The sequence below is a fragment of the Nonomuraea sp. NPDC003727 genome (assembly GCF_053586935.1).
The window spans coordinates 1,025,095-1,044,096 of the sequence record NZ_JBSFNE010000001.1; the positions used below are offsets into that span (position 1 = coordinate 1,025,095).

18 protein-coding genes and 1 tRNA gene are annotated in these 19,002 nt (G+C 68.9%); 12 read left to right on the forward strand and 7 right to left on the reverse strand.

Annotation, left to right across the window (positions count from 1 at the left end):
• Nucleotides 1–15: 15 nt before the first annotated feature.
• The 7 genes from recF to ACWDLG_RS05015 all read left to right on the forward strand — a co-directional run bounded on the left by recF (nucleotide 16) and on the right by ACWDLG_RS05015 (nucleotide 7,916).
• A complete protein-coding gene (gene recF, locus ACWDLG_RS04985) occupies nucleotides 16–1,248 on the forward strand; it encodes a DNA replication/repair protein RecF (protein ID WP_449916047.1) in 1,233 nt (410 codons plus the stop codon).
• Nucleotides 1,238–1,735, forward strand: a complete 498-nt coding sequence (locus tag ACWDLG_RS04990) for a DUF721 domain-containing protein (protein ID WP_354916716.1) — start codon at nucleotides 1,238–1,240, stop codon at nucleotides 1,733–1,735. Before recF ends, ACWDLG_RS04990 begins: the two co-directional genes overlap by 11 nt.
• Before the next feature lie 326 nt (nucleotides 1,736–2,061).
• Nucleotides 2,062–3,984, forward strand: coding sequence for a DNA topoisomerase (ATP-hydrolyzing) subunit B (gene gyrB, locus ACWDLG_RS04995; protein WP_449916187.1), 1,923 nt, complete (start codon nucleotides 2,062–2,064; stop codon nucleotides 3,982–3,984).
• A gap of 33 nt (nucleotides 3,985–4,017) precedes the next feature.
• On the forward strand, nucleotides 4,018–6,519 hold the full coding sequence (gene gyrA, locus ACWDLG_RS05000; protein ID WP_354916722.1) for a DNA gyrase subunit A: 2,502 nt from the start codon (nucleotides 4,018–4,020) through the stop codon (nucleotides 6,517–6,519).
• 3 nt (nucleotides 6,520–6,522) lie between these two features.
• Entirely contained in the window at nucleotides 6,523–7,128 is a 606-nt protein-coding gene (locus ACWDLG_RS05005) for a DUF3566 domain-containing protein (protein ID WP_449916049.1), read from the forward strand.
• Nucleotides 7,129–7,243: 115 nt separating this feature from the next.
• A tRNA-Ile gene (locus ACWDLG_RS05010) sits at nucleotides 7,244–7,317 on the forward strand.
• A gap of 149 nt (nucleotides 7,318–7,466) precedes the next feature.
• Complete coding sequence (locus ACWDLG_RS05015; protein ID WP_449916052.1) at nucleotides 7,467–7,916, forward strand: hypothetical protein; 450 nt, start codon at nucleotides 7,467–7,469, stop codon at nucleotides 7,914–7,916.
• A 783-nt stretch (nucleotides 7,917–8,699) separates the two neighbouring features.
• On the opposite strand, the gene mltG is transcribed toward ACWDLG_RS05015, so the two are convergent.
• The 7 genes from mltG to ACWDLG_RS05050 all read right to left on the reverse strand — a co-directional run bounded on the left by mltG (nucleotide 8,700) and on the right by ACWDLG_RS05050 (nucleotide 14,652).
• The gene (gene mltG, locus ACWDLG_RS05020) at nucleotides 8,700–9,659 is read right to left on the reverse strand and encodes an endolytic transglycosylase MltG (protein WP_449916054.1); all 960 of its coding nucleotides are present in this window, start codon (nucleotides 9,657–9,659) and stop codon (nucleotides 8,700–8,702) included.
• The gene (locus tag ACWDLG_RS05025; protein WP_449916056.1) at nucleotides 9,656–10,168 is read right to left on the reverse strand and encodes a SigE family RNA polymerase sigma factor; all 513 of its coding nucleotides are present in this window, start codon (nucleotides 10,166–10,168) and stop codon (nucleotides 9,656–9,658) included. The genes mltG and ACWDLG_RS05025 overlap by 4 nt, the downstream gene beginning before the upstream one ends.
• A gap of 252 nt (nucleotides 10,169–10,420) precedes the next feature.
• Complete coding sequence (locus tag ACWDLG_RS05030) at nucleotides 10,421–10,786, reverse strand: hypothetical protein (RefSeq protein WP_449916058.1); 366 nt, start codon at nucleotides 10,784–10,786, stop codon at nucleotides 10,421–10,423.
• Between the two features lie 176 nt (nucleotides 10,787–10,962).
• On the reverse strand, nucleotides 10,963–11,721 hold the full coding sequence (locus ACWDLG_RS05035; protein WP_449916061.1) for a carbonic anhydrase: 759 nt from the start codon (nucleotides 11,719–11,721) through the stop codon (nucleotides 10,963–10,965).
• Nucleotides 11,722–12,069: 348 nt separating this feature from the next.
• Complete coding sequence (locus ACWDLG_RS05040) at nucleotides 12,070–12,453, reverse strand: hypothetical protein (RefSeq protein WP_449916062.1); 384 nt, start codon at nucleotides 12,451–12,453, stop codon at nucleotides 12,070–12,072.
• A 115-nt stretch (nucleotides 12,454–12,568) separates the two neighbouring features.
• Entirely contained in the window at nucleotides 12,569–13,867 is a 1,299-nt protein-coding gene (locus tag ACWDLG_RS05045) for an APC family permease (RefSeq protein ID WP_449916065.1), read from the reverse strand.
• Between the two features lie 269 nt (nucleotides 13,868–14,136).
• Nucleotides 14,137–14,652 carry a DUF1269 domain-containing protein gene (locus ACWDLG_RS05050; protein WP_449916066.1) on the reverse strand — a complete coding sequence of 172 codons (516 nt, stop codon included), beginning with the start codon at nucleotides 14,650–14,652 and terminating at the stop codon, nucleotides 14,137–14,139.
• A 280-nt stretch (nucleotides 14,653–14,932) separates the two neighbouring features.
• On the opposite strand from ACWDLG_RS05050, the gene ACWDLG_RS05055 reads away from it, so the two are divergent.
• From ACWDLG_RS05055 to ACWDLG_RS05075, 5 genes are all read left to right on the forward strand, one after another.
• The gene (locus ACWDLG_RS05055; protein ID WP_449916068.1) at nucleotides 14,933–15,424 is read left to right on the forward strand and encodes a hypothetical protein; all 492 of its coding nucleotides are present in this window, start codon (nucleotides 14,933–14,935) and stop codon (nucleotides 15,422–15,424) included.
• Between the two features lie 123 nt (nucleotides 15,425–15,547).
• Nucleotides 15,548–16,207, forward strand: coding sequence for an HNH endonuclease family protein (locus ACWDLG_RS05060; protein ID WP_449916071.1), 660 nt, complete (start codon nucleotides 15,548–15,550; stop codon nucleotides 16,205–16,207).
• Nucleotides 16,208–16,342: 135 nt separating this feature from the next.
• A complete protein-coding gene (locus tag ACWDLG_RS05065) occupies nucleotides 16,343–16,639 on the forward strand; it encodes a hypothetical protein (protein WP_449916073.1) in 297 nt (98 codons plus the stop codon).
• Nucleotides 16,640–16,647: 8 nt separating this feature from the next.
• Nucleotides 16,648–17,445: a saccharopine dehydrogenase NADP-binding domain-containing protein gene (locus tag ACWDLG_RS05070; RefSeq protein WP_449916074.1), complete on the forward strand. Its 798-nt coding sequence runs from the start codon at nucleotides 16,648–16,650 to the stop codon at nucleotides 17,443–17,445.
• Nucleotides 17,446–17,568: 123 nt separating this feature from the next.
• The gene (locus ACWDLG_RS05075) at nucleotides 17,569–18,783 is read left to right on the forward strand and encodes an amidohydrolase family protein (protein ID WP_449916077.1); all 1,215 of its coding nucleotides are present in this window, start codon (nucleotides 17,569–17,571) and stop codon (nucleotides 18,781–18,783) included.
• Nucleotides 18,784–19,002 lie beyond the last annotated feature (219 nt).

Genomic DNA, 19,002 nt, shown 5'->3' on the forward strand with positions numbered 1-19,002 from the left:
ACTAACCTTCGTGGGGTGCACGTCGCCCACCTGTCGCTGACCGACTTCCGGTCCTACGCCTCCGTGGAGCTCGGCCTGGAGCCGGGCGTCACGGCGTTCGTCGGTCCCAACGGCCAGGGCAAGACCAACCTCGTCGAGGCCATGGGCTACGTGGCGACGCACTCCAGCCACCGGGTGGCCACCGACGCCCCTCTCGTCCGGCAGGGCGCCAGCAGGGCGATCATCCGCTGCGCCGTCCACAGGGACGACCGGCGCGCGCTGATCGAGCTGGAGATCAACCCGGGCAGGGCCAACAGGGCCAGGCTCAACCGCTCCCCCGTCTCCCGGCCCCGCGACGTCCTCGGGCTGCTCCGCACGGTGCTCTTCGCCCCCGAGGACCTCGCGCTCGTCAAGGGCGACCCGGGCGAGCGCAGACGCTTCCTCGACGACCTGCTCGTGGCCCGCGCGCCCCGCTTCGCCGGGGTCAGGGCCGACTACGACCGGGTGCTGAAGCAGCGCGGCGCCCTGCTGCGTACGGCCGCCCAGGCGCGCAGGGGGCGCGGTGGCGGGCGCAGGGCGGAGCGGGATGCGGCCTTCGCCGCGGCGGGCGCGGGAGACGTCCTGAGCACGCTGGAGGTGTGGGACGCGCACCTCGCCCGGCACGGCGCGGAGTTGCTGCGCGCCAGACTCGATCTGATCGAAGCGCTGCGGCCACTGGTCGCCTCCGCCTATGCTTCGCTGGCGCCCACGAGCGCTCCCGCGCGGCTGGCCTATCGCAGCACGTTGTCCACAGGCGGGGATGCCGTGGACGGCGAAGAGGCCGGTGAAGCCGGATCTCCCGATGCACACACGTTATCCACAGACCTGGGGAAAACCCTTGAGTCGAGGTTGAAAGAGCGGCTGATCGAGGTCCGCGAGGCCGAGCTGGAGCGCGGCGTCACCCTGGTCGGCCCGCACCGCGACGACCTCGTTCTCGGCCTCGGCGACCTGCCCGCGCGCGGCTACGCCAGCCACGGCGAGTCGTGGTCGTTCGCGCTGGCGCTCCGGCTGGCCGCCTACGACCTGCTGCGCGCCGACGGCGGCGATCCCGTCCTGATCCTCGACGACGTCTTCGCCGAGCTCGACAGCCAGCGCAGGCGCAGGCTGGCCGAGATCGTCGCGCCCGCCGAGCAGGTGCTGATCACCGCGGCGGTGGCCGACGACGTGCCGAGGGAGCTGACCGGTGCCCGATTCGATGTAGCAGGGGGGAGCGTGACCCGTGTCAGGTGACGACAACCCGACCGCCCGTGGGGCGGCGCTGGCCAGGGAGAAGCTCGCCCAGGCCAAGGCCGACGCGGCCAGGCGGGGGCAGTTGCCGCGCCGGGAGCCGCGCCGCCGGTCGGTGGCCCAGCGTGACGCCGGCGACCCCCAGCTGTTCGGCAAGGCGATCACCGACCTGCTGGCCGCCCGCGGCTGGGAGCGCTCGGCCGCGGTCGGCGGCGTCTTCGGCAGGTGGCCCGACATCGTGGGCCCCGACCTGGCCGCGCACACCAAACCGGAGGCGTTCGAGGACGGCGAGGTGGTCATCGCCGCCGACTCCACCGCCTGGGCCACCCAGGTCCGGCTGCTGGCCCGCACGCTCATCCACAGGCTGAACGAGGAACTCGGCCCTGGAACGGTCAAGAAGGTCAAGGTCAGAGGCCCGCAGAACGGGCCGAGGCCGTCCGGGGGGCTGCGGGTCACGGGCAGCCGAGGCCCGGGCGACACGTACGGCTAAATCCCGCGTCGGGCGATCAGAAGGCCGCAGACGGGAGCGGCCCTCCTCCAAGAGGGGGGATGCTCGACAGGGGGGAAAACGAGCTACAGGGCATCACAGGCGCGTTCGATGCCACCTTCGGCGCTCAGAGCCGGTAGAATGAAAGCGGATTCCGGACACGTCCGCTTGCGTGTCACCCGCGGCATGCGAGCCGACTCCCCTGGGTGACCGCGCATCGGGGCACTCACGACGGTGACGGGCACGGCAGGGGCAGCTGGCGGTTGTCGCCTCCCCGGCCGCGTGTCCGCGGCAGGAGGATTTCGCACTTGTCCTACGACGCTAGCTCAATCACCGTACTCGAAGGGCTTGAGGCGGTCCGCAAGCGCCCGGGTATGTATATCGGTTCGACCGGTGAGCGCGGTCTGCACCATCTCGTCTACGAGATCGTCGACAACTCCGTCGACGAGGCCCTCGCGGGTCACGCCGACCGCATCGACGTGACGCTCCTCGCCGACAACGGCGTGCGGGTCGTCGACAACGGCCGCGGCATCCCCACGGGTATCCACCCTGTGGAAAAGCGCTCCGCGGTCGAGGTCGTGCTGACCACGCTCCACGCGGGCGGCAAGTTCGACGGCAAGTCATACGCGGTCTCCGGCGGCCTGCACGGCGTCGGTTCGGCGGTCGTCAACGCGCTGTCGACCGCCATGGACGTCGTCGTCGAGCAGAACGGCCACGTCTGGCGCCAGCGCTTCGAGATGTCCAAGCCGGTGGCTCCGCTGGCCAAGGGCGAGACCACCGACCAGAGCGGCACGTCGATCACCTTCTGGGCCGACCCGGCGATCTTCGAGACCACCACGTGGAACTTCGAGACGCTCTCGCGCCGCTTCCAGGAGATGGCCTTCCTCAACAAGGGCCTGACGATCACACTGACCGACGAGCGGCCCGACCACATCAACGGCGAGGTCCACAAGGTCCACTACCACTACGAGGGCGGCCTGTCCGACTTCGTCAGGCACCTCAACTCCAAGAAGGAGCCGGCCCACGCGTCGGTCGTCGACTTCGAGGCCCACGGTGAGGGCATCTCCGTCGAGATCGCCATGCAGTGGAACAACTCCTACTCCGAGTCGGTCTACACCTTCGCCAACACGATCAACACGGCTGAGGGCGGCACCCACGAGGAGGGCTTCCGCGCGGCCCTGACGTCCATCGTCAACCGCTACGCGCGCGAGCAGAAGTTCCTCAAGGAGGGCAAGGACGACAACCTCTCCGGTGAGGACGTCCGCGAGGGCCTGACCGCGATCGTCTCGGTCAAGCTGGCCGACCCGCAGTTCGAGGGCCAGACCAAGACCAAGCTGGGCAACACCGAGGCCAAGTCCTTCGTCCAGAAGGCCTGCAACGACCACCTGCGCGACTGGTTCGAGCGCAACCCCGGCGAGGCCAAGGACATCATCAACAAGTCGCTGCAGGCCGCCCGCGCCCGCCTCGCGGCACGCCAGGCCCGCGACCTGACCAGGCGCAAGTCGCTGCTGGAGTCCGGCAGCGGCCTGCCGGGCAAGCTGGCCGACTGCCAGTGGAACGAGCCCGACAAGTGCGAGCTGTTCATCGTCGAGGGCGACTCGGCCGGCGGCTCCGCCAAGGGCGGCCGCGACTCCCGCTTCCAGGCGATCCTGCCCATCCGGGGCAAGATCCTCAACGTGGAGAAGGCCAGGATCGACAAGGTCCTGAAGAACAACGAGGTCCAGGCGCTGATCACCGCGCTCGGCACCGGCGTGCACGACGAGTTCGACATCGCCAAGCTGCGCTACCACAAGGTGATCCTGATGGCCGACGCCGACGTCGACGGCCAGCACATCAACACGCTGCTGCTGACCCTGCTGTTCCGCTTCATGCGGCCGCTGATCGAGGCCGGTCACGTCTACCTGTCGTGCCCGCCGCTCTACAAGATCAAGTGGGACCGCAAGGGTGACGACGCCTCCTACGCCTACTCCGACTCCGAGCGCGACGCGGTCATCGCCGAGGGCATCGCGGCGGGCAAGCCCGACCCGCGCCCGCGCGACAACGTCCAGCGCTTCAAGGGTCTGGGCGAGATGAACGCCGGGCAGCTGTGGGAGACCACGATGAACCCCGCGACGCGGCTGCTGCGCCTGGTCACGCTCGACGACGCCGCGCAGGCCGACGACCTGTTCAGCGTGCTCATGGGCGAGGACGTCGAGGCCAGGCGCGACTTCATCATCCGTAACGCGCGTGACGTCCGCTTCCTCGACGTATAGCGGTAGCCGTACCAGAAAAAAGGATCTTCACCTGTGACGGAAGTGAACACCACTCCCCCGGCTGACCGCATCGAGCCTGTGGACATCCAGTCCGAGATGCAGCGCAGCTACATGGACTACGCGATGTCCGTCATCGTGTCCCGTGCGCTGCCCGACGTCCGCGACGGTCTCAAGCCGGTGCACCGCCGGGTGCTCTACGCCATGTACGACGGTGGCTACCGTCCCGACCGCGGCTACTTCAAGTGCGCCCGCGTCGTCGGTGACGTCATGGGCACCTACCACCCGCATGGCGACACCTCCATCTACGACGCGCTCGTACGGCTGGCGCAGCCGTGGTCGCTGCGCTACCCGCTGGTCGACGGGCAGGGCAACTTCGGCTCGCCCGGCAACGACCCCGCGGCGGCGATGCGCTACACCGAGTGCAAGCTCGCGCCCATCGCCATGGAGATGCTGCGCGACATCGACAAGGACACCGTCGACTTCCGGCCCAACTACGACGGCAAGTCGCAGGAGCCCGACGTCCTGCCCGCGCGCATCCCGCAGCTGCTCGTCAACGGCTCGGGCGGCATCGCGGTCGGCATGGCCACCAACATCCCGCCGCACAACCTGCGCGAGGTGGCCGCGGCCGTCAAGTGGTGCCTGGAGAACCCCGACGCCACTGACGAGGAGCTGCTCGAGGCGGCCATCGGGCTGGTCAAGGGGCCCGACTTCCCGACCCACGGCCTGATCGTCGGCCGGCGCGGCATCGAGGACGCCTACCGCACCGGCCGCGGCTCCATCACCATGCGGGCCGTCGTCGAGGTCGAGGAGGACGGCAAGGGCCGCCAGTCGCTGGTGGTCACCGAGCTGCCCTACCAGGTCAACCCGGACAACCTGGCCCTCAAGATCGCCGAGCTGGTGCGCGAGGGCAAGCTGACCGGCATCGCCGACGTCCGCGACGAGTCCTCCTCGCGGGTCGGCCAGCGCCTGGTGATCGTGCTCAAGCGCGACGCGGTCGCCAAGGTCGTGCTGAACAACCTCTACAAGCACACCCAGCTGCAGGACACCTTCGGCGCCAACATGCTGGCGCTGGTCGACGGCGTGCCCCGCACGCTGCGCCTCGACCAGTTCATCCGCCACTACGTGGCGCACCAGATCGAGGTCATCGTCCGCAGGACCCGCTACCTGCTGCGCAAGGCCGAGGAGCGCGCCCACATCCTGCGCGGGCTGCTCAAGGCGCTGGAGCGGATGGACGAGGTCATCGCGCTGATCAGGCGCTCCCCCTCGGCCGCTGAGGCGCAGGGCGGCCTGATGACGCTGCTCGACATCGACGAGGTCCAGGCCCAGGCCATCCTCGATATGCAGCTGCGCAAGCTGGCCGCCCTGGAGCGCCAGGCGATCCAGGACGAGTACGACAACCTGATGACCCAGATCGCCGAGTACAACGCGATCCTGGCCAGCCAGGCCCGCCAGCGCGAGATCATCAACGACGAGCTGTCGGAGATCGTCGCCAAGTACGGCGACGACCGGCGCACCGAGATCATCGCCTACGACGGCGACATGTCGATCGAGGACCTCATCGCCGAGGACGAGATCGTCGTCACGATCACCCGCGGCGGCTACGCCAAGCGCACCAAGACCGACCTCTACCGGGCGCAGAAGCGCGGTGGCAAGGGCGTGCGCGGGGCGCAGCTGCGCCAGGACGACATCGTCGACCACTTCTTCGTCACCACGACCCACCACTGGCTGCTGTTCTTCACCAACAAGGGCCGCGTCTACCGGGTCAAGGCCTACGAGCTGCCCGAGTCGGGGCGTGACGCGCGCGGCCTGCACCTGGCCAACCTGCTGGCCATGCAGCCCGACGAGACCGTCATGGAGGTCCTCGACCTGCGTGACTACGACGTCGCGCCGTACCTGGTGCTGGCCACCCGCAGCGGCCTGGTCAAGAAGACGAGGCTGGCGGAGTACGACTCCCCCAGGTCCGGCGGCCTGATCGCGATCAACCTGCGTGAGGACGACGAGGTGATCGCCGCACGGCTGGTCTCCGAACAGGACGACCTGCTGCTCGTCTCCAAGGGCGCGCAGGCCATCCGCTTCACCGCCACCGACGACGCGCTGCGCCCCATGGGCAGGGCGACAAGTGGTGTCATCGGCATGAGATTCCTAGAAGGTGACGAACTTCTCGCCATGAATCGCATGGGTGATGGCGAAGACGTGCTTATCGCCACCGAGGGCGGGTACGCGAAACGGACAGCTGTTGAGCAGTATCCGGTCCAGGGACGTGGCGGCAAGGGCGTGCTTACTGCGAAGATTGTTACCTCTCGTGGCAAGCTGGTCGGAGCCGTCATGGTCAACCCGGAGGACGAGGTCTTCGCGATCACATCCAACGGCGGGGTGATCCGGACGAGTGCTGGGGAGATCAAGCAGTCTGGCCGTCAGACCATGGGAGTGCGCCTGATGAATCTCGCCGAAGGCGACAGCGTCGTGGCCCTCGCTCGGAACGCCGAGTCGATGGAGACTTCGGCGGAAGCTGAGGAAGACGGGGGAGGAGAGTAGTCCATGAACGCCCAGGGCGGTTCCGCGAAGACGACATCGTCTCGGGAGAACGGGCAGAAGCCTGCCAAGCCCAATGAGACGGAAGTCCTTGACATCACGGAGGACCAGGCCCAGGACGAGGCGGAGCGGAAGAACGAGACGGTCCGTCTCCGTCCGTCTCTGACCTCCGAGGCCCCACCGCCGCCGGCCGTCGAGCTGCCGAAGAAGAAGGCGGCCGCAGCGGCGGCCCGCCTGCCTCGCAAGGCGCACCTGGTGCTGCGGCGCGTGGAACCGTGGTCAGCGATGAAGTTCAGCTTCGTCGTCTCCCTGGTCTGCTTCGTGATCCTGTTCGTCGCGGTCGCCGTCCTGTACGGCGTGCTGTCGGCCATCGGGGTCTTCGACTCGATCGTCCAGACGGTCAACCAGCTGACCCAGGCCGACGGGCAGAGCTCGGGGAGCTTCGACATCTCTGCGTGGTTCGAGCCGGTCAGGATCCTCGGGTACACCGCGCTCATCGGCGCGGTCAACGTCGTGCTGATCACGGCGCTGTCGACGCTGGGCGCGGTCATCTACAACATCGCCGCCGACCTGGTGGGCGGCGTCGAGGTGACGTTCAGCGAGGCCGAGTAGGCCCTTTGCCGTGTCCCGGACGCGGCGCGAGCAGCGCCCGGGACACGGTAAGCTTTCCTCGTACGAACAACCGGTTCGCCTCCGGCTGACGGATGCGATAACGTTCTTTGTGCGCGGGGCTATAGCTCAGACGGTTAGAGCGCTTCCCTGATAAGGAAGAGGTCCCAGGTTCAAGTCCTGGTAGCCCCACCCAGCTCAGAGGCCATTTCTCGTAATGAGAAGTGGCCTTTTTGATCTTCCGAGTGACTAACTGGGTGACTAAGGTGGAACACTGAGCCTCCCCGTCCCGAGGCCCGCCCGGAGGATGAGCGGTTGTGGGGTCCTGGGGGATATAGGCGATGAAGCACCGCGCGCTGTTGTGCTGGATGGGTGCCGTCCTTCTGTCCACCCTTCCTAACTGGGCTTCGTTACCAGTGGATACAGAGATCTACATCTGTGCCTACCTGAACACCGAAGACGGATACACCGGTCGTGATGTGCTCGGCCTGGGCTTCGGCGCGATGGCCACTCTTCTTCCCCCTGCCTTGATAGCGCTGGCCGTGGCCGCATGGCGATCACTGCCCCAAAGGCGCCGACTCTTGGCCTGGACAGGAGCAGGCGGAGCGCTCGCGACAGCCGCTTACTACGCACTGTCGACCATTGCGTTCTTCTCCCCCTATTGCCCTGAGGGTTCGCAGGGGCTTGGGTTCGTGATCCCGCTCTACGGCGCTATTGCTGCGCTCATCCTGATCGCCGGCGTGCCACGAGCCGAAGACAAGCCCAACGCGGAGGCCGAGACGCGGACATGAACAGCGTTTAAGCCTGCGGGAAGATCTGATCCATCGCCTCGGCGCCTTCCAGTAGTACCGGGCGGAGCTGTTTCCGGTAGACCTTCTCGGTCACCACAGTGCCCTTGTGGCCGACCAGGCGGGAGATGTTCTCCAGCGCTCGATCTTGGACGGCGCCTCAGGTGCGGACTCCCGCGCCCTCCAGAGAGCGATCAGCTCATCCAGGATCGCGACCGGCGAAGCAGGGCCCCTCGTGGGCCGCTCGGCTGCGAGCTCCCCCACAGCGGCCCAGAAGCGCGCCTCCAGGGCCGCGCAGATCTGCTTCTCCATCTCGTCCGAGACGTGGGTGTAGATCGTCTCGATCTTCTATGTCTTGTGCCCCATCCGCCGGTTGATCGCCTTCTGTGCGACCTGATCGCGAGCACCCGCCCCCTCCTGCCCACCACGACGAACTGACACTCGCTGCCCGCGCCATCCTTCAATGTTGGAGCGCACCGCTGAGGCGATCGGCGCGTCCCCGGCGCCCGTACGCGTGCCGGTCGTCGATCTGCTGTCGCCTCCTGGCCGGCGTTGGCCGCCTGGGTCGGGGTGCTCGGCCTCATGGACTTGCGGATGAGTTCGTCGGGCGAAGGCGAGCTGCCCCCATGCAACCCGCCGCACCGAGCCACGCCGCTCTGAACGACGTGGGCGACTCGACGGATGCAGCGGCAGCCGCGCGGACCGGGCGTCGTCGCGGTCCGATGAAGGGACGAGGAGAGGGAGCGTGCCCGATCGGTGAACCGAGGACTGCGGCGCGCCGCTCCATCACCCGGTCCTGCGGTTCTTGTTGTATTCCTCGACCAGCTTGAAGAACTCGGATTCCGAGTCGGCGAACTTCGTGATGCCCTTCTCCGGATCGGTCGTCACGAAGAACAGCCAGGGCCCAGCGGCCGGCTTCAGGGCAGCCTCGATGGCGTCGGCGCCCGGATTGCAGATGGGACCGGGCGGCAGGCCGAGGCGCGCATAGGTGTTGTACCGCGACCGGCTCTTGAGATCCTCGTTCGAGGCCCTGGCGCCGAACTTGTTCAGGCCGTACAGGACCGTGCTGTCCACCTGCAGCCTCATCTCGGGCGTGTGGTTCAGCCGGTTGTAGACAACTCGCGCGATCTTGGGCATGTCGCGCTTGTTGGCCGACTCGGCCTGGACGATGCTGGCGATGGTCAGGATCTCCAGTGGCGTACGGCCGACACGCCTGGCACCGTCCACCAGGTTGCTGTCCTCGGCGGTGCGATTGAAGCGTGTCACCATCGCGGCGAGGATCTCGTCGGGGCTCGACGTGGGCGAGACCTCGTAGGTTCCGGAGAAGGCGAATCCTTCCAGCGCGCCCTTGGCGTAGGCCGGAAGGCCAAGCGCCCTGCCGTCCTTGGCGGCCCGCTCGAACTCCACCAGCGGTCTGCCGGTAGCGGTCGACAGCTGCTCCAGGATCTGTGAGAGCCGTAGTCCTTCTCTCACCGTCAGGGTGGTCTGTCCCTGTTGGGTCTCCGCAAGCGCCTCGCCGGAGCCCTGCTCGGCGAAGTCCTTGGAGACCCCCACCCGAGAGGACAGCCCCTGGACCACGAGCGTGGATCCGACCGCCATCACGGTTACGGCCGCGGCCGCCGCCAGGGCGAGGCTGCGCCAACGGGATCGACTCCGGTCGACCTGGAAGAACCGGCTCGGTGAGGGTGGCTGCTCCTCACGGGCCATGTCGGAAAGGGTCTCACGCAGCAGATCCTCGATGTTCATCCGAACTCCCTCACGGTGTTCAGTTCAGGTGCGGCCTTCTTCAGACGCTCCAACGACCGGTAAATCTGGCTGCGCACCGACCCCACCCTGACACCGAGCAGCCGCGCGATCTCGGTCTCGGACAGGTCTTCGAAGTAGCGCAGCACGAGCATGGTCCGCTGCCGGGGTGTCAGCCGGGCAAGAGCCGCGCGCATCACCAGGCGGAGATCCACCATCTCGGCGTGCCCGTCGCCGATCTGTTCGGGCAGCCATCCAGTGGACACTTCCGCGATGCGGGAACGGCGCCGCCACCAGCTCACCTGCTCGTGGTACATGGCGCGGCGGACGTAGCCCTCGATGGCCGCCGGGTCGCGCAGGCCGCGCCACTTCGCGGCGGTCTTCGCCAGCGCCGACTGGATCAAGTCCTCAGCGGCGTGGCGGTCACCGGTCAGCAGGTACGCGGTACGGAACAGCGCCCCTGATCGACCGATGACGAACTCCCGGAAGTCCGCCTCAAATCCTGGATCCACCCGTCCTCCTCAGATGTCACCAAGCAAGGACGCGGAAAGGGCGTCGATCTATGCCGGCATGGCCGCACTGATCTGCATCAAGGGCCGCATGCCTGCATCATCTACCTCCGCCGCTTGCGGGCCTCAGCCTGAAACGACTTTCGAAGGGCGAAGGGCGCGGAGTGAGTTCTCGACGAGGACGCGGTCCTGGATCGGTGCTGCCCTCCCGATCGCCTGATGGTGGCCGATCTCCGTTCAGGGCCGGGGTGATCTTTAATCAGCATCCTGCTCATGGTCATCGGCCGGAACCGCACCGCACGCACGGTCGATCTCTCCCGTTTCGATCATGCCCCGTACGGCGTCGGCCATCGAGGCGAAGCCCGGCTCACGGATGACGATCAGATCGGAGCACCAGAAGTACCGGCCGTTGAGGCACTCGCCCGTGTCGCGCCACCGGTCCATGGTCCTGCCGATGACATCGAGAGTCATGAAGGTCGCATGACGACGAGTGCCGTCAGGAAGGGTGATGGTCGCGTCGGCCTCCTTCGCGGTCTCAGGGTCATGCCCTTCCCACTGCGGGATCAACATCTCGAAGCCGGGTTCGATGACGCGATAGAAGGGACCCTCGGTCTCGATCACGCAGCTCACTCTGCCGGTGGCTTCGAGATGCTGCAACGAATACTGCAACAGTCAGTGAGCACTGGTCGCGGGCAGGCAGTGAGCCGCTGATCTCGCCGCGGACAGTTCTGATAGCTCCCGGGTTCACGCCGAGGAAGATCAGGTCCGTTCTCCTGCCACGACTCCCCCGCCTGCGCTCAGGCGGGGGCGCCGTTCAGGGTTTCGACCTGGCCGGTGTCCAGCGAGTAGTACGCGCTGACCACGGCCAGGCTTCCGTCGCTCACCAGCGGCGCGAGGTCTCGATTGCCGCGCAAGTTGTCCGCCGTCAACCTCACCTGGGCTCTGGCCATCGTCTCGACGGGGTCGGCGCCGGGGTTCCTGATGGTCTGTTCGTATGCCGGACGGAGAGCCTGCGCGATCGCCTGCAGGTTGCCCGGAAGCGGCTTGCCTTCCCGCAGGGCCTTGTACGCGGCGGAGACGGCGCCGCACCGCTGGTGTCCGAGGACGACGATGAGCGGGGTACCGCTGGTCATCGGCCCGTACTCGACGGATCCCGTGACCACGGGCCCCACGGCCAGCCCGCCGGTACGCATCACGAACAGGTCGCCCAGCCCGGTGTCGAAGACGAGCTCGGGCGCGACCCGGGAGTCGATGCACGACAGCACCACTCCATAGGGCTGCTGCTTGGCGGCCAGCAGCTCGCGGCGTGTGGGATCGCGATCGGGGTGCTTGAGCGCGCCGGTCACCCAGCGCCTGTTGCCCTCCATCAGCCGTTCGTAGGCGGCCTTCGGCGAGTCCGGAGCCGGCCCCGTGGGCGACGCGGGCACCGTCCTGTCCGCATCGCTCACGGTGTGCACCGCATCGGCAGTCGAGCAGCCGGCGAGGTTCGCCGCCACGAGAGCCACGCCGCCCGCCAGCAGCGTGCGCCGTGCCGGGCCATCAGCTGGGACGCTCATGACCTGTATCCTTCCTCTCCCCCAGCAAGGCCCCGGCAACGAGCGCGGATCGACTCGTCACGATTTCTGAGGCCGATCGTGAGGCAGCACAGCAGGTCGATCACCGGGTGGCCAGGACGCGGATTCGCTCCCTGGCGGCGACCACGAGCATGGCCGCGGAACCCGGGAGGGCTCACCCGACAAGATCGGCACCGCGCCGCGCGATTTCATCCGCACGCTTTGCGCTCACCCAGGCCCGCAGCGGCGCACCAGCCGGCCCAGCCAGGCTGGGCGGGTCAGGCTGGACGGGTCAGGTCAGGCGGGTCAGGCCGGGCCGGGCGGGTCAGGCCCGCTGGTCGGCGGGCGAGCTCAGTTGCCGAGGGCGGCGAGGGTCAGGCGCTGGGCCACCGCCGCGGCGCCGTTGCCGGAGGACGAAGAGGTGCCCATCGAGTAGACCGCGCGCAGGCTGAGGTCGCGGGTGGCGAAGACGCCGCTGCGGTAACCCGGCTCGGAGCCCGTCTTGCCCCACAGAAGCGAGCCGTCGGGCAGCGGCACCGACATCAGGCCGACGCTGAAGCAGGCCGTGCCCTTGCCGGGGCCGGTGTTGCAGTAGGAGCTGTCGGCGTACGGCAGCGGCTTGCCGTCGGCGCCCTTCGGCACGGTGAACAGCTCCGCGGCCTGTGCCGGGCGCAGCAGCCGGCCGTCGAACAGGCCGGAGATGAAGCGGTCCATGTCGCCCGTGATGGAGGTCATGCTGGTCGGCAGCCCGCCCTGCACGGTGACGTCGACCAGTTCGCCCGACCCTGACCCCGCATCAGGAGAACCCTGGCCGGCCGCCCACGCCGGCGACCGGCAATGTCCCCGCGCCTTAGTGCGCCCCCGGTAGCGGGCCTGCCCGGTGGGTGTATCTGTGCTTCCAGCCGAGATCGAGGGCGACGCTCACCACCAGTACGGCCAGCAACGTGAGGATCGACGCGGGCTCGTGCACGAGCGTGGTGAAGACGAAGGTCAGCAGGACGGCGCCGGCTGATACGACGGCCAGTCCGAGGACGAGGGTGTTGGCGCCGGTCTGGGTCCGTACCCGGAAATGCGCCACCGTGATGAAGATGAAGACCAGGAGGGCGACGGCGCTGCCGATGGAGGCGATCGCGTCGAGTTTGAAAGCGACGGCGAGCACCACGCATACCGCCGCCTCCACCAGCAGCCCGGCTGATGCTCGTCCACCGATCCGCCGTGCCATCAACGGCGGGAACTGCCGCGTGTGCGCGAGCCGCTCGCACAGGCCGGGTGCCGGGTACAGTCCCGCGTTGGTTGCTCCCGCGGTGGCGAACAGGGCGGTCACGCTCATCAGCCAGTAGCCGGCCGTACCGAGGGACGGCTCGGCGGCCACGGCGAGCGCGGTCCCCCCGGAGGCGATGACCTCCTCCGCGGTGAGCGTGCCGAACACGCCTACCGCGATGGCGACATAGATGACCGTCGCGATCCCGAGGGCGAGGTACATGGCCTTCGGAAGCTGGCGTGTCGGATCGGCGAGATCCTTGGCCGTGAACGTGATGATGCCGAATCCGAGGAACGCGAAGAACGTCAGCGCGACGCTGGCGACGATGTCGCGGAGCGGCGGGTATCCGGACGGCGCCAGCAGCGACAACCGCATGTTGGCGATCGTCACCACCGCGAAGACGACGAGGATTCCCAGGACGACGTACACGATCACGGTCTGTGCCTTGGCGACGAGCGTCGATCCGATGATGTTCACGGCGGTCATCGCCAGGATGATGAGCACGGAGAACGCCTTGGCCCATGTCGCGTTCGCGGCGGTGAACATGGCGCTCGCGTAGCTGCCGAACGACACCGCCACCATCGCGGTGACGATGGCGTTGGCCACGTAGATGAGCCAGGCGGTGATGCCGGTGATGTGGCCTTCACCGAAGCCCTTGGCCACGTACTCGAGCAGGCCTCCGGCCGAGGGGTACTTGGCGCCGAGCTTGGCGAACGAATAGCCCTGCAGGGCCGCGACCACGCCCGCGATGAGGAACGACAGCCACACGGCCGACCCCGCCACCTCGCCGGCCGCACCCAGGAGTGCGAAGATGCCGGCTCCCACCATGGCGCCGACGCCGATGAACGCGGCCTGCCGTACGGTCATGAATCTCGACGGCGATGACATCAGCGGCAGCCTCCCTCTCATGGCGCGGCCTTGCCCAGGGCCTCGACCGCTCCGCTCGGCCGGCCGGGCCTGTGCCACGGCGGCACCGCCGGCCGCATTCCGGGTCACTGCGGCACCGCCGACCGGTTTCCGGGTCGCGGCGGGACCGCCGGCCGGTTTCCGGGTCACTGCTGGACCGTCGGCCGTTTCCGGCGTCACAGCGTCAGCTACGGCCGCTTTCCGGCGTCACAGCGTCAGTGACGGCCGGACGGTGTTCCCGTACACCCCTTTCAGTCGGCGCCGTGCGGGCGGTTGGGCTTCGCGGCTGTGAGAGCCGCCTCGAGTTGCGCCTCGACTTCCGCGCTGAGCGTCGTGCGGATCACGTGCCCGCGCTGCTGGATGAGCGGGAGGACCTTCTCCGGCGTCATGTCGCGGACGAGGACGATGAGCGCGGCGCTTCCGGGCGGCAGGTTCGCGCTGAGCTCGTTGACGAAGTCCTGTGCCCCGCCGGTGGAGCCGAAGGTGCTCTTCCATATCGTGCCGCCCGCGACCGCGCCGACCGCCATGCCGAACAGCGGCGCCAGGAGCAGCAGGCCGATCATGCCGCCCCAGAGGGCTCCGCCGGTGGCCGCCGCGCGGACGCCGGTGCCGCCCTGCTGCACCTCGATCTTGCCGTCCTGGCCCCTGATCATGACGACGACGTCCTCGATCTGGACCGAGCCCTCCGCGCCCGATCGGCGGAGGCGCTTCTCGGCCTGCTCGACCGCCGCCCGGTCGGGGTACGCGATCGCTATGAGATCACTCACTGGCGCCCTCTCACCGGATCATCGAGCACGTGCGGCAGTGGATGCAGGGGAAGACAGGCCCCCGCCTCGGTAGGCGTCAGTCACCCTGGCCGCCTCTTGCCGCACATTCTACTCCGCGCGTGTTCCCTCCGGATTTGTCCCGCGACCGTGCGTGACGATCAGTCAATCCCGGCGGATCCGCGGGTCTCGGGACCGGTGCAGGATCTGGCCCGAGGGGATGGTGAATGCGGTGGTACCGCCGTCCGGCCCCCGAGGCGTGCCGGCGGAGTACGGTCATGCCATGTCCCCTGACGTCGAACTGGCCTGCGAGCAGTTGGTGAAGGCCCTTCGCGATCTTGCCGCCGGGTCGTCCCAGGAGGAGGCGGTCGCCACGGTGAGATCCACCGCGCGTGCCTATGCGGACGCGATCGCCGAGGTCACCGGATGGACGGACGTCTTCGCCGACCTGGACGAGGAGGACAGCGAACCTCATGACGAGGTCGAGCGGGTCAGCGTGACAGGACGATGGGACTTCGTGGTGGAGGACCCCGAAGCTTTCATGCGTCACGCCTACGATCGCCTGATCGAGAACGGCTGGCCCGAGGATGCCGCGGCGGAGCATTCGGAGTCTCCTGCCGCAGCGCTGGACACGCTGCTCAGCCTGGACGGCTGGGACGCGCGGCGGTACGACCGGCATGGCGCCAAAGCATCCGGACAGATCTGGACCGCACGCCATGTCGACAGGACCCTGTGGGAGATGAGCCACACCGAACAGTGGAGAGCCCGCTTCTGACCGGCGCCCGACGCCACGCACCCCTGGTGAAAGCGCGAACCAGGGGAGGCCCATGGTCGTCTCACCCTTCGATGTCTCGGATGTCGCTCTAGTCACGGGGGAGTCATGGGTATGGGTGGAAGCATGATCTTCCTGAGGCGGGCGCTCCGCATCGCTGTCTTCACGCTTGTCGTCCTCCCCCTCACCGCTGTCATCGCCACCCAGCAGGCGGCGGCCGACTCCCGCAGGCAGCACCAGGCCGACGCGGGGACGGCCCGCCGGATGCTGGCCCAGCTGAAGGTCGCCCGGCCGTTATCCCTGCGCGGCTACAGCCACCGCCGGTTCCAGCCCCGGTGGGCGCACCACAAGGGCAGGTGCGACGCGCGGGAGACGGTGCTGTCCCGCGACGGGCGAGGCGTGCGCAGGAACGCGGCCTGCCACCCGGTCAAGGGCGTCTGGTACAGCCCGTACGACGGCAAACGGCTGAGAAGCGAGAAGCTGGTCGACGTCGACCATGTGGTGCCGCTGGCGTACGCCTGGCGTACCGGCGCCCGCACCTGGAGCCAGGCGCGGCGGCGCGCCTTCGCCAACGACCTCACCCGGCCGGAACTGGTCACGGTCAGCCACTCCGCCAACATCGCCAAGGGCGGCCAGGGCCCGCAGAGCTGGCGGCCGCAGCGCCGCGGCTACTGGTGCCGTTACGCGACCTCATGGATCACCGTGAAGCATCACTACCGGCTCTTCGTGACCCGGAAGGAGAAGGTCGCCCTCCTCAACATGCTGCGCACCTGCAGCAGGTCCTGACCCTTTCCCGGAGACCACGGGCGGAACGGCGGTCGCCGAGCCGGCGAACGGGACATGAGGGATCTCGGGGGAGCAGCCTGAGCGTTCTACACTCCTGCGACGAGTTGATCATTCCCCCCCTCTGTGTGAGGAACCATGAGAAACGTCTTCGCGGCGACCGTCGCCACCGCCTCCCTTCTGCTGGCCGTCCTTCCGCCCGCCGCCTCCGCGGGCACCACCGCGCGGCCGTACTGCAACGAGAAGCATCCGCCCAAGGACCGGTACTACTACAAGCACAAGAACCACTGGGACTGTGTCGGCGAGCACTTGACCTGCTCCAAGGAGCAGCGCGGCGCCTACGGCTACTCGATGAACCATGCACCGCACACCCGCCGGCTCAGGTGCGTCTTCTGGACGGACGCCTACCGCTGGAAGCCTGCCCCCACGCGGTAGGAGCGCTCATGTGCGCCGAGATCGACAACGTCCGCGTGGCCCGTGCCTGCCTCGAACGCGGTATCGGCTACGTGGACGTCTCGGCCTCCCACCACGTGCTCGCCGCGATCGAGGACCTCGACCCGCTGGCCAGGCGGCGCGGTGCGGCGGCCGTCCTCAGCGTCGGACTGGTCCCCGGCGTCACCAACCTGCTGGCGCGGATCTGCGTCGAGCGTTCGCAGGCCGACGACCTGCGCGTCGGCGTGCTGCTCGGCTCGGGCGAGCAGCACGGGCCTGCGGCGCTGGCGTGGACCCTGGACGGCCTGGGCCGGCTCGCGGGCTCGTGGACGATGCGCTTCCCACCGCCGTACGGCACGCGCACCGTCCACCGCTTCCCGTTCTCCGACCAGTACACGCTTCCCGGCACGCTCGGCGTCGCGTCGGCGGGCACGGGGCTGTGCCTCGACTCCCGGCTCACCACCGGCCTGCTGGCCGCGGCAGGCCGGCCCGCCGTCGCCCGGCTGCTGCGCCGTCCCAGGGTTCGCGAACTGCTGCTGACCGCGCTGGCGAAGGTGCACGTCGGCGGCGACGGGTTCGCCGTGACCGCCCGCTGCGGTGCCGTCCAGGCGGCCTTCAGCGGGCGGCTGCAGAGCCGCGCCACCGGACGGACCGCCGCGCTGGTGCTGCGCCGGCTGTCCGGCCTGCCGCCGGGGGTCGGACACCTGGAGCAACTGGTGGACCCGGTGGCCTTCCTGACCGAGCTCGCCGCCGACGGGTTCCGCCTCGACCTGCGCACCGCCGCCAGGCCCGCCGACCACGCCGCCTGACGCCGACGGGCGGCCTGACACCACCTGGCTGCTGCCTGGACGGCGCTCCTATGGGGGTGGTTTTACCCCTGATAGTTAGACGCCTTACTATCAGAGGCGAGATCACTGCAGAGGAGTGCCGACATGCGTACCCTGATCACCGACGTGAGCGTCTTCGACGGCGAGCGCGTCCAGCCCCGGGCCACCGTCCTGATCGTCGACGACCTGATCGCCCCCTCCGACGGCCGGCCCGCGGACCTGGAGATCGATGGCTCGGGCAAGACCCTGCTACCCGGCCTGATCGACGCGCACACCCACGTCTCGGACGGCATGCTCGCCCAGGCGCTGACCTTCGGCGTCACCACCGAGCTCGACATGTTCTGCCTGCCGTCCAACCTGGCCCGCCAGCGCCGCCTCGCCGCCGAGCGGGACGACGTGGCCGACCTGCGCAGCGCCGGAGTCCTGGCGACCGCGCCGGACGGGCACCCGAGCCAGATCATGGCCGCCGAGGCGGGGGCGCTCGACTGGCTGGGCGACGCCGTCGGGCCGTTCGACACGATCGCCGACGCGGCCCACGCCACGGAGTTCGTCGAGAAGCGGCTGGCCGAGGGCATCGACTACCTGAAGATCGTGGTCGACGACGGCCGCACCGCAGGGATGGACCTGCCGGTCATGGGCCCCGACGTGGTCGCCGCGCTGGTCGAGGCGGGGCACGCGGCGGGGCTGACGACCATCGCGCACGTGGCGACGGCACGCGACACCGTCATCGCGCTGGACGCGGGCGTCGACGGCCTCGCCCACGTCTTCCACCACGGGGAGCCAGGCGACCCGACCGCAGAGGAGCTGGCCGCCCGGATCGCCGCGCACGGCGTCTTCGTGGTTACCACGCTCTCCTACATCGAGACGATCACCCAGGACCCCGCCCAGGTCGAGCTGGTGCGGGACGAGCGCATCGCCTCGCGCCTGCCCGAGGGGGCGCGAACGGCCATCGACAGGGACTACACGGCCGTGCCCGTCCACCCGGAAGGCGTCGCCAACGCCCTGCGCGCGACCACGGCGCTCCACGCGGCCGGGGTGCCGCTGCTGGCCGGCACGGACGCGAACGCCTTCGCGCCCCTGCACGGCGCCGCCATGCACAGGGAACTGCTCCTGCTCACCCGGGCGGGACTGGCCCCTGAGGCGGCGCTGGCCGCCGCGACCAGCGTCCCGGCCCGGCACTTCGGCCTGACCGACCGCGGCAGGATCGCCCCCGGCCTCCGCGCCGACCTGGTGCTGGTGGACGGTGACCCGACCAGCGACATCACCGCCACCCGCGCCGTCGCGGAGGTGTGGCGCCGCGGCGCCCGCCAGTCCCGCTGACCCCGTCCCCACGACGGATACCGCCACCCGGTCCTCCACCCGGTCCGGTCTTCCACCCGGTCCGGTCTTCCACCCGGTCCGGTCTTCCACCGACGGCCTCCCGGCGAAAGCCCTGGCGGGGGAGGTACCGGACACCGGCCAGGGGGACCGGTGGCGCCGACGGCTGAAGGCGGTGAGAGACCGGGCTGGGCGGCGCGGTCGATCGATGGCACCATGAGC

Excerpts from the sequence above, each read along its gene's own strand:
- ACWDLG_RS05005 (WP_449916049.1), top strand. The coding sequence starts at position 6,523 with ATGAACGCCCAGGGCGGTTCCGCGAAGACGACATCGTCTCGGGAGAAC.
- ACWDLG_RS05015 (WP_449916052.1), top strand. The coding sequence starts at position 7,467 with ATGAAGCACCGCGCGCTGTTGTGCTGGATGGGTGCCGTCCTTCTGTCC.
- mltG (WP_449916054.1), bottom strand. The coding sequence starts at position 9,659 with ATGAACATCGAGGATCTGCTGCGTGAGACCCTTTCCGACATGGCCCGT.
- ACWDLG_RS05035 (WP_449916061.1), bottom strand. The coding sequence starts at position 11,721 with ATGAGCGTCCCAGCTGATGGCCCGGCACGGCGCACGCTGCTGGCGGGC.
- ACWDLG_RS05040 (WP_449916062.1), bottom strand. The coding sequence starts at position 12,453 with ATGACCTCCATCACGGGCGACATGGACCGCTTCATCTCCGGCCTGTTC.
- ACWDLG_RS05045 (WP_449916065.1), bottom strand. The coding sequence starts at position 13,867 with ATGTCATCGCCGTCGAGATTCATGACCGTACGGCAGGCCGCGTTCATC.
- ACWDLG_RS05055 (WP_449916068.1), top strand. The coding sequence starts at position 14,933 with ATGTCCCCTGACGTCGAACTGGCCTGCGAGCAGTTGGTGAAGGCCCTT.
- ACWDLG_RS05060 (WP_449916071.1), top strand. The coding sequence starts at position 15,548 with ATGATCTTCCTGAGGCGGGCGCTCCGCATCGCTGTCTTCACGCTTGTC.
- ACWDLG_RS05065 (WP_449916073.1), top strand. The coding sequence starts at position 16,343 with ATGAGAAACGTCTTCGCGGCGACCGTCGCCACCGCCTCCCTTCTGCTG.
- ACWDLG_RS05070 (WP_449916074.1), top strand. The coding sequence starts at position 16,648 with ATGTGCGCCGAGATCGACAACGTCCGCGTGGCCCGTGCCTGCCTCGAA.
- ACWDLG_RS05075 (WP_449916077.1), top strand. The coding sequence starts at position 17,569 with ATGCGTACCCTGATCACCGACGTGAGCGTCTTCGACGGCGAGCGCGTC.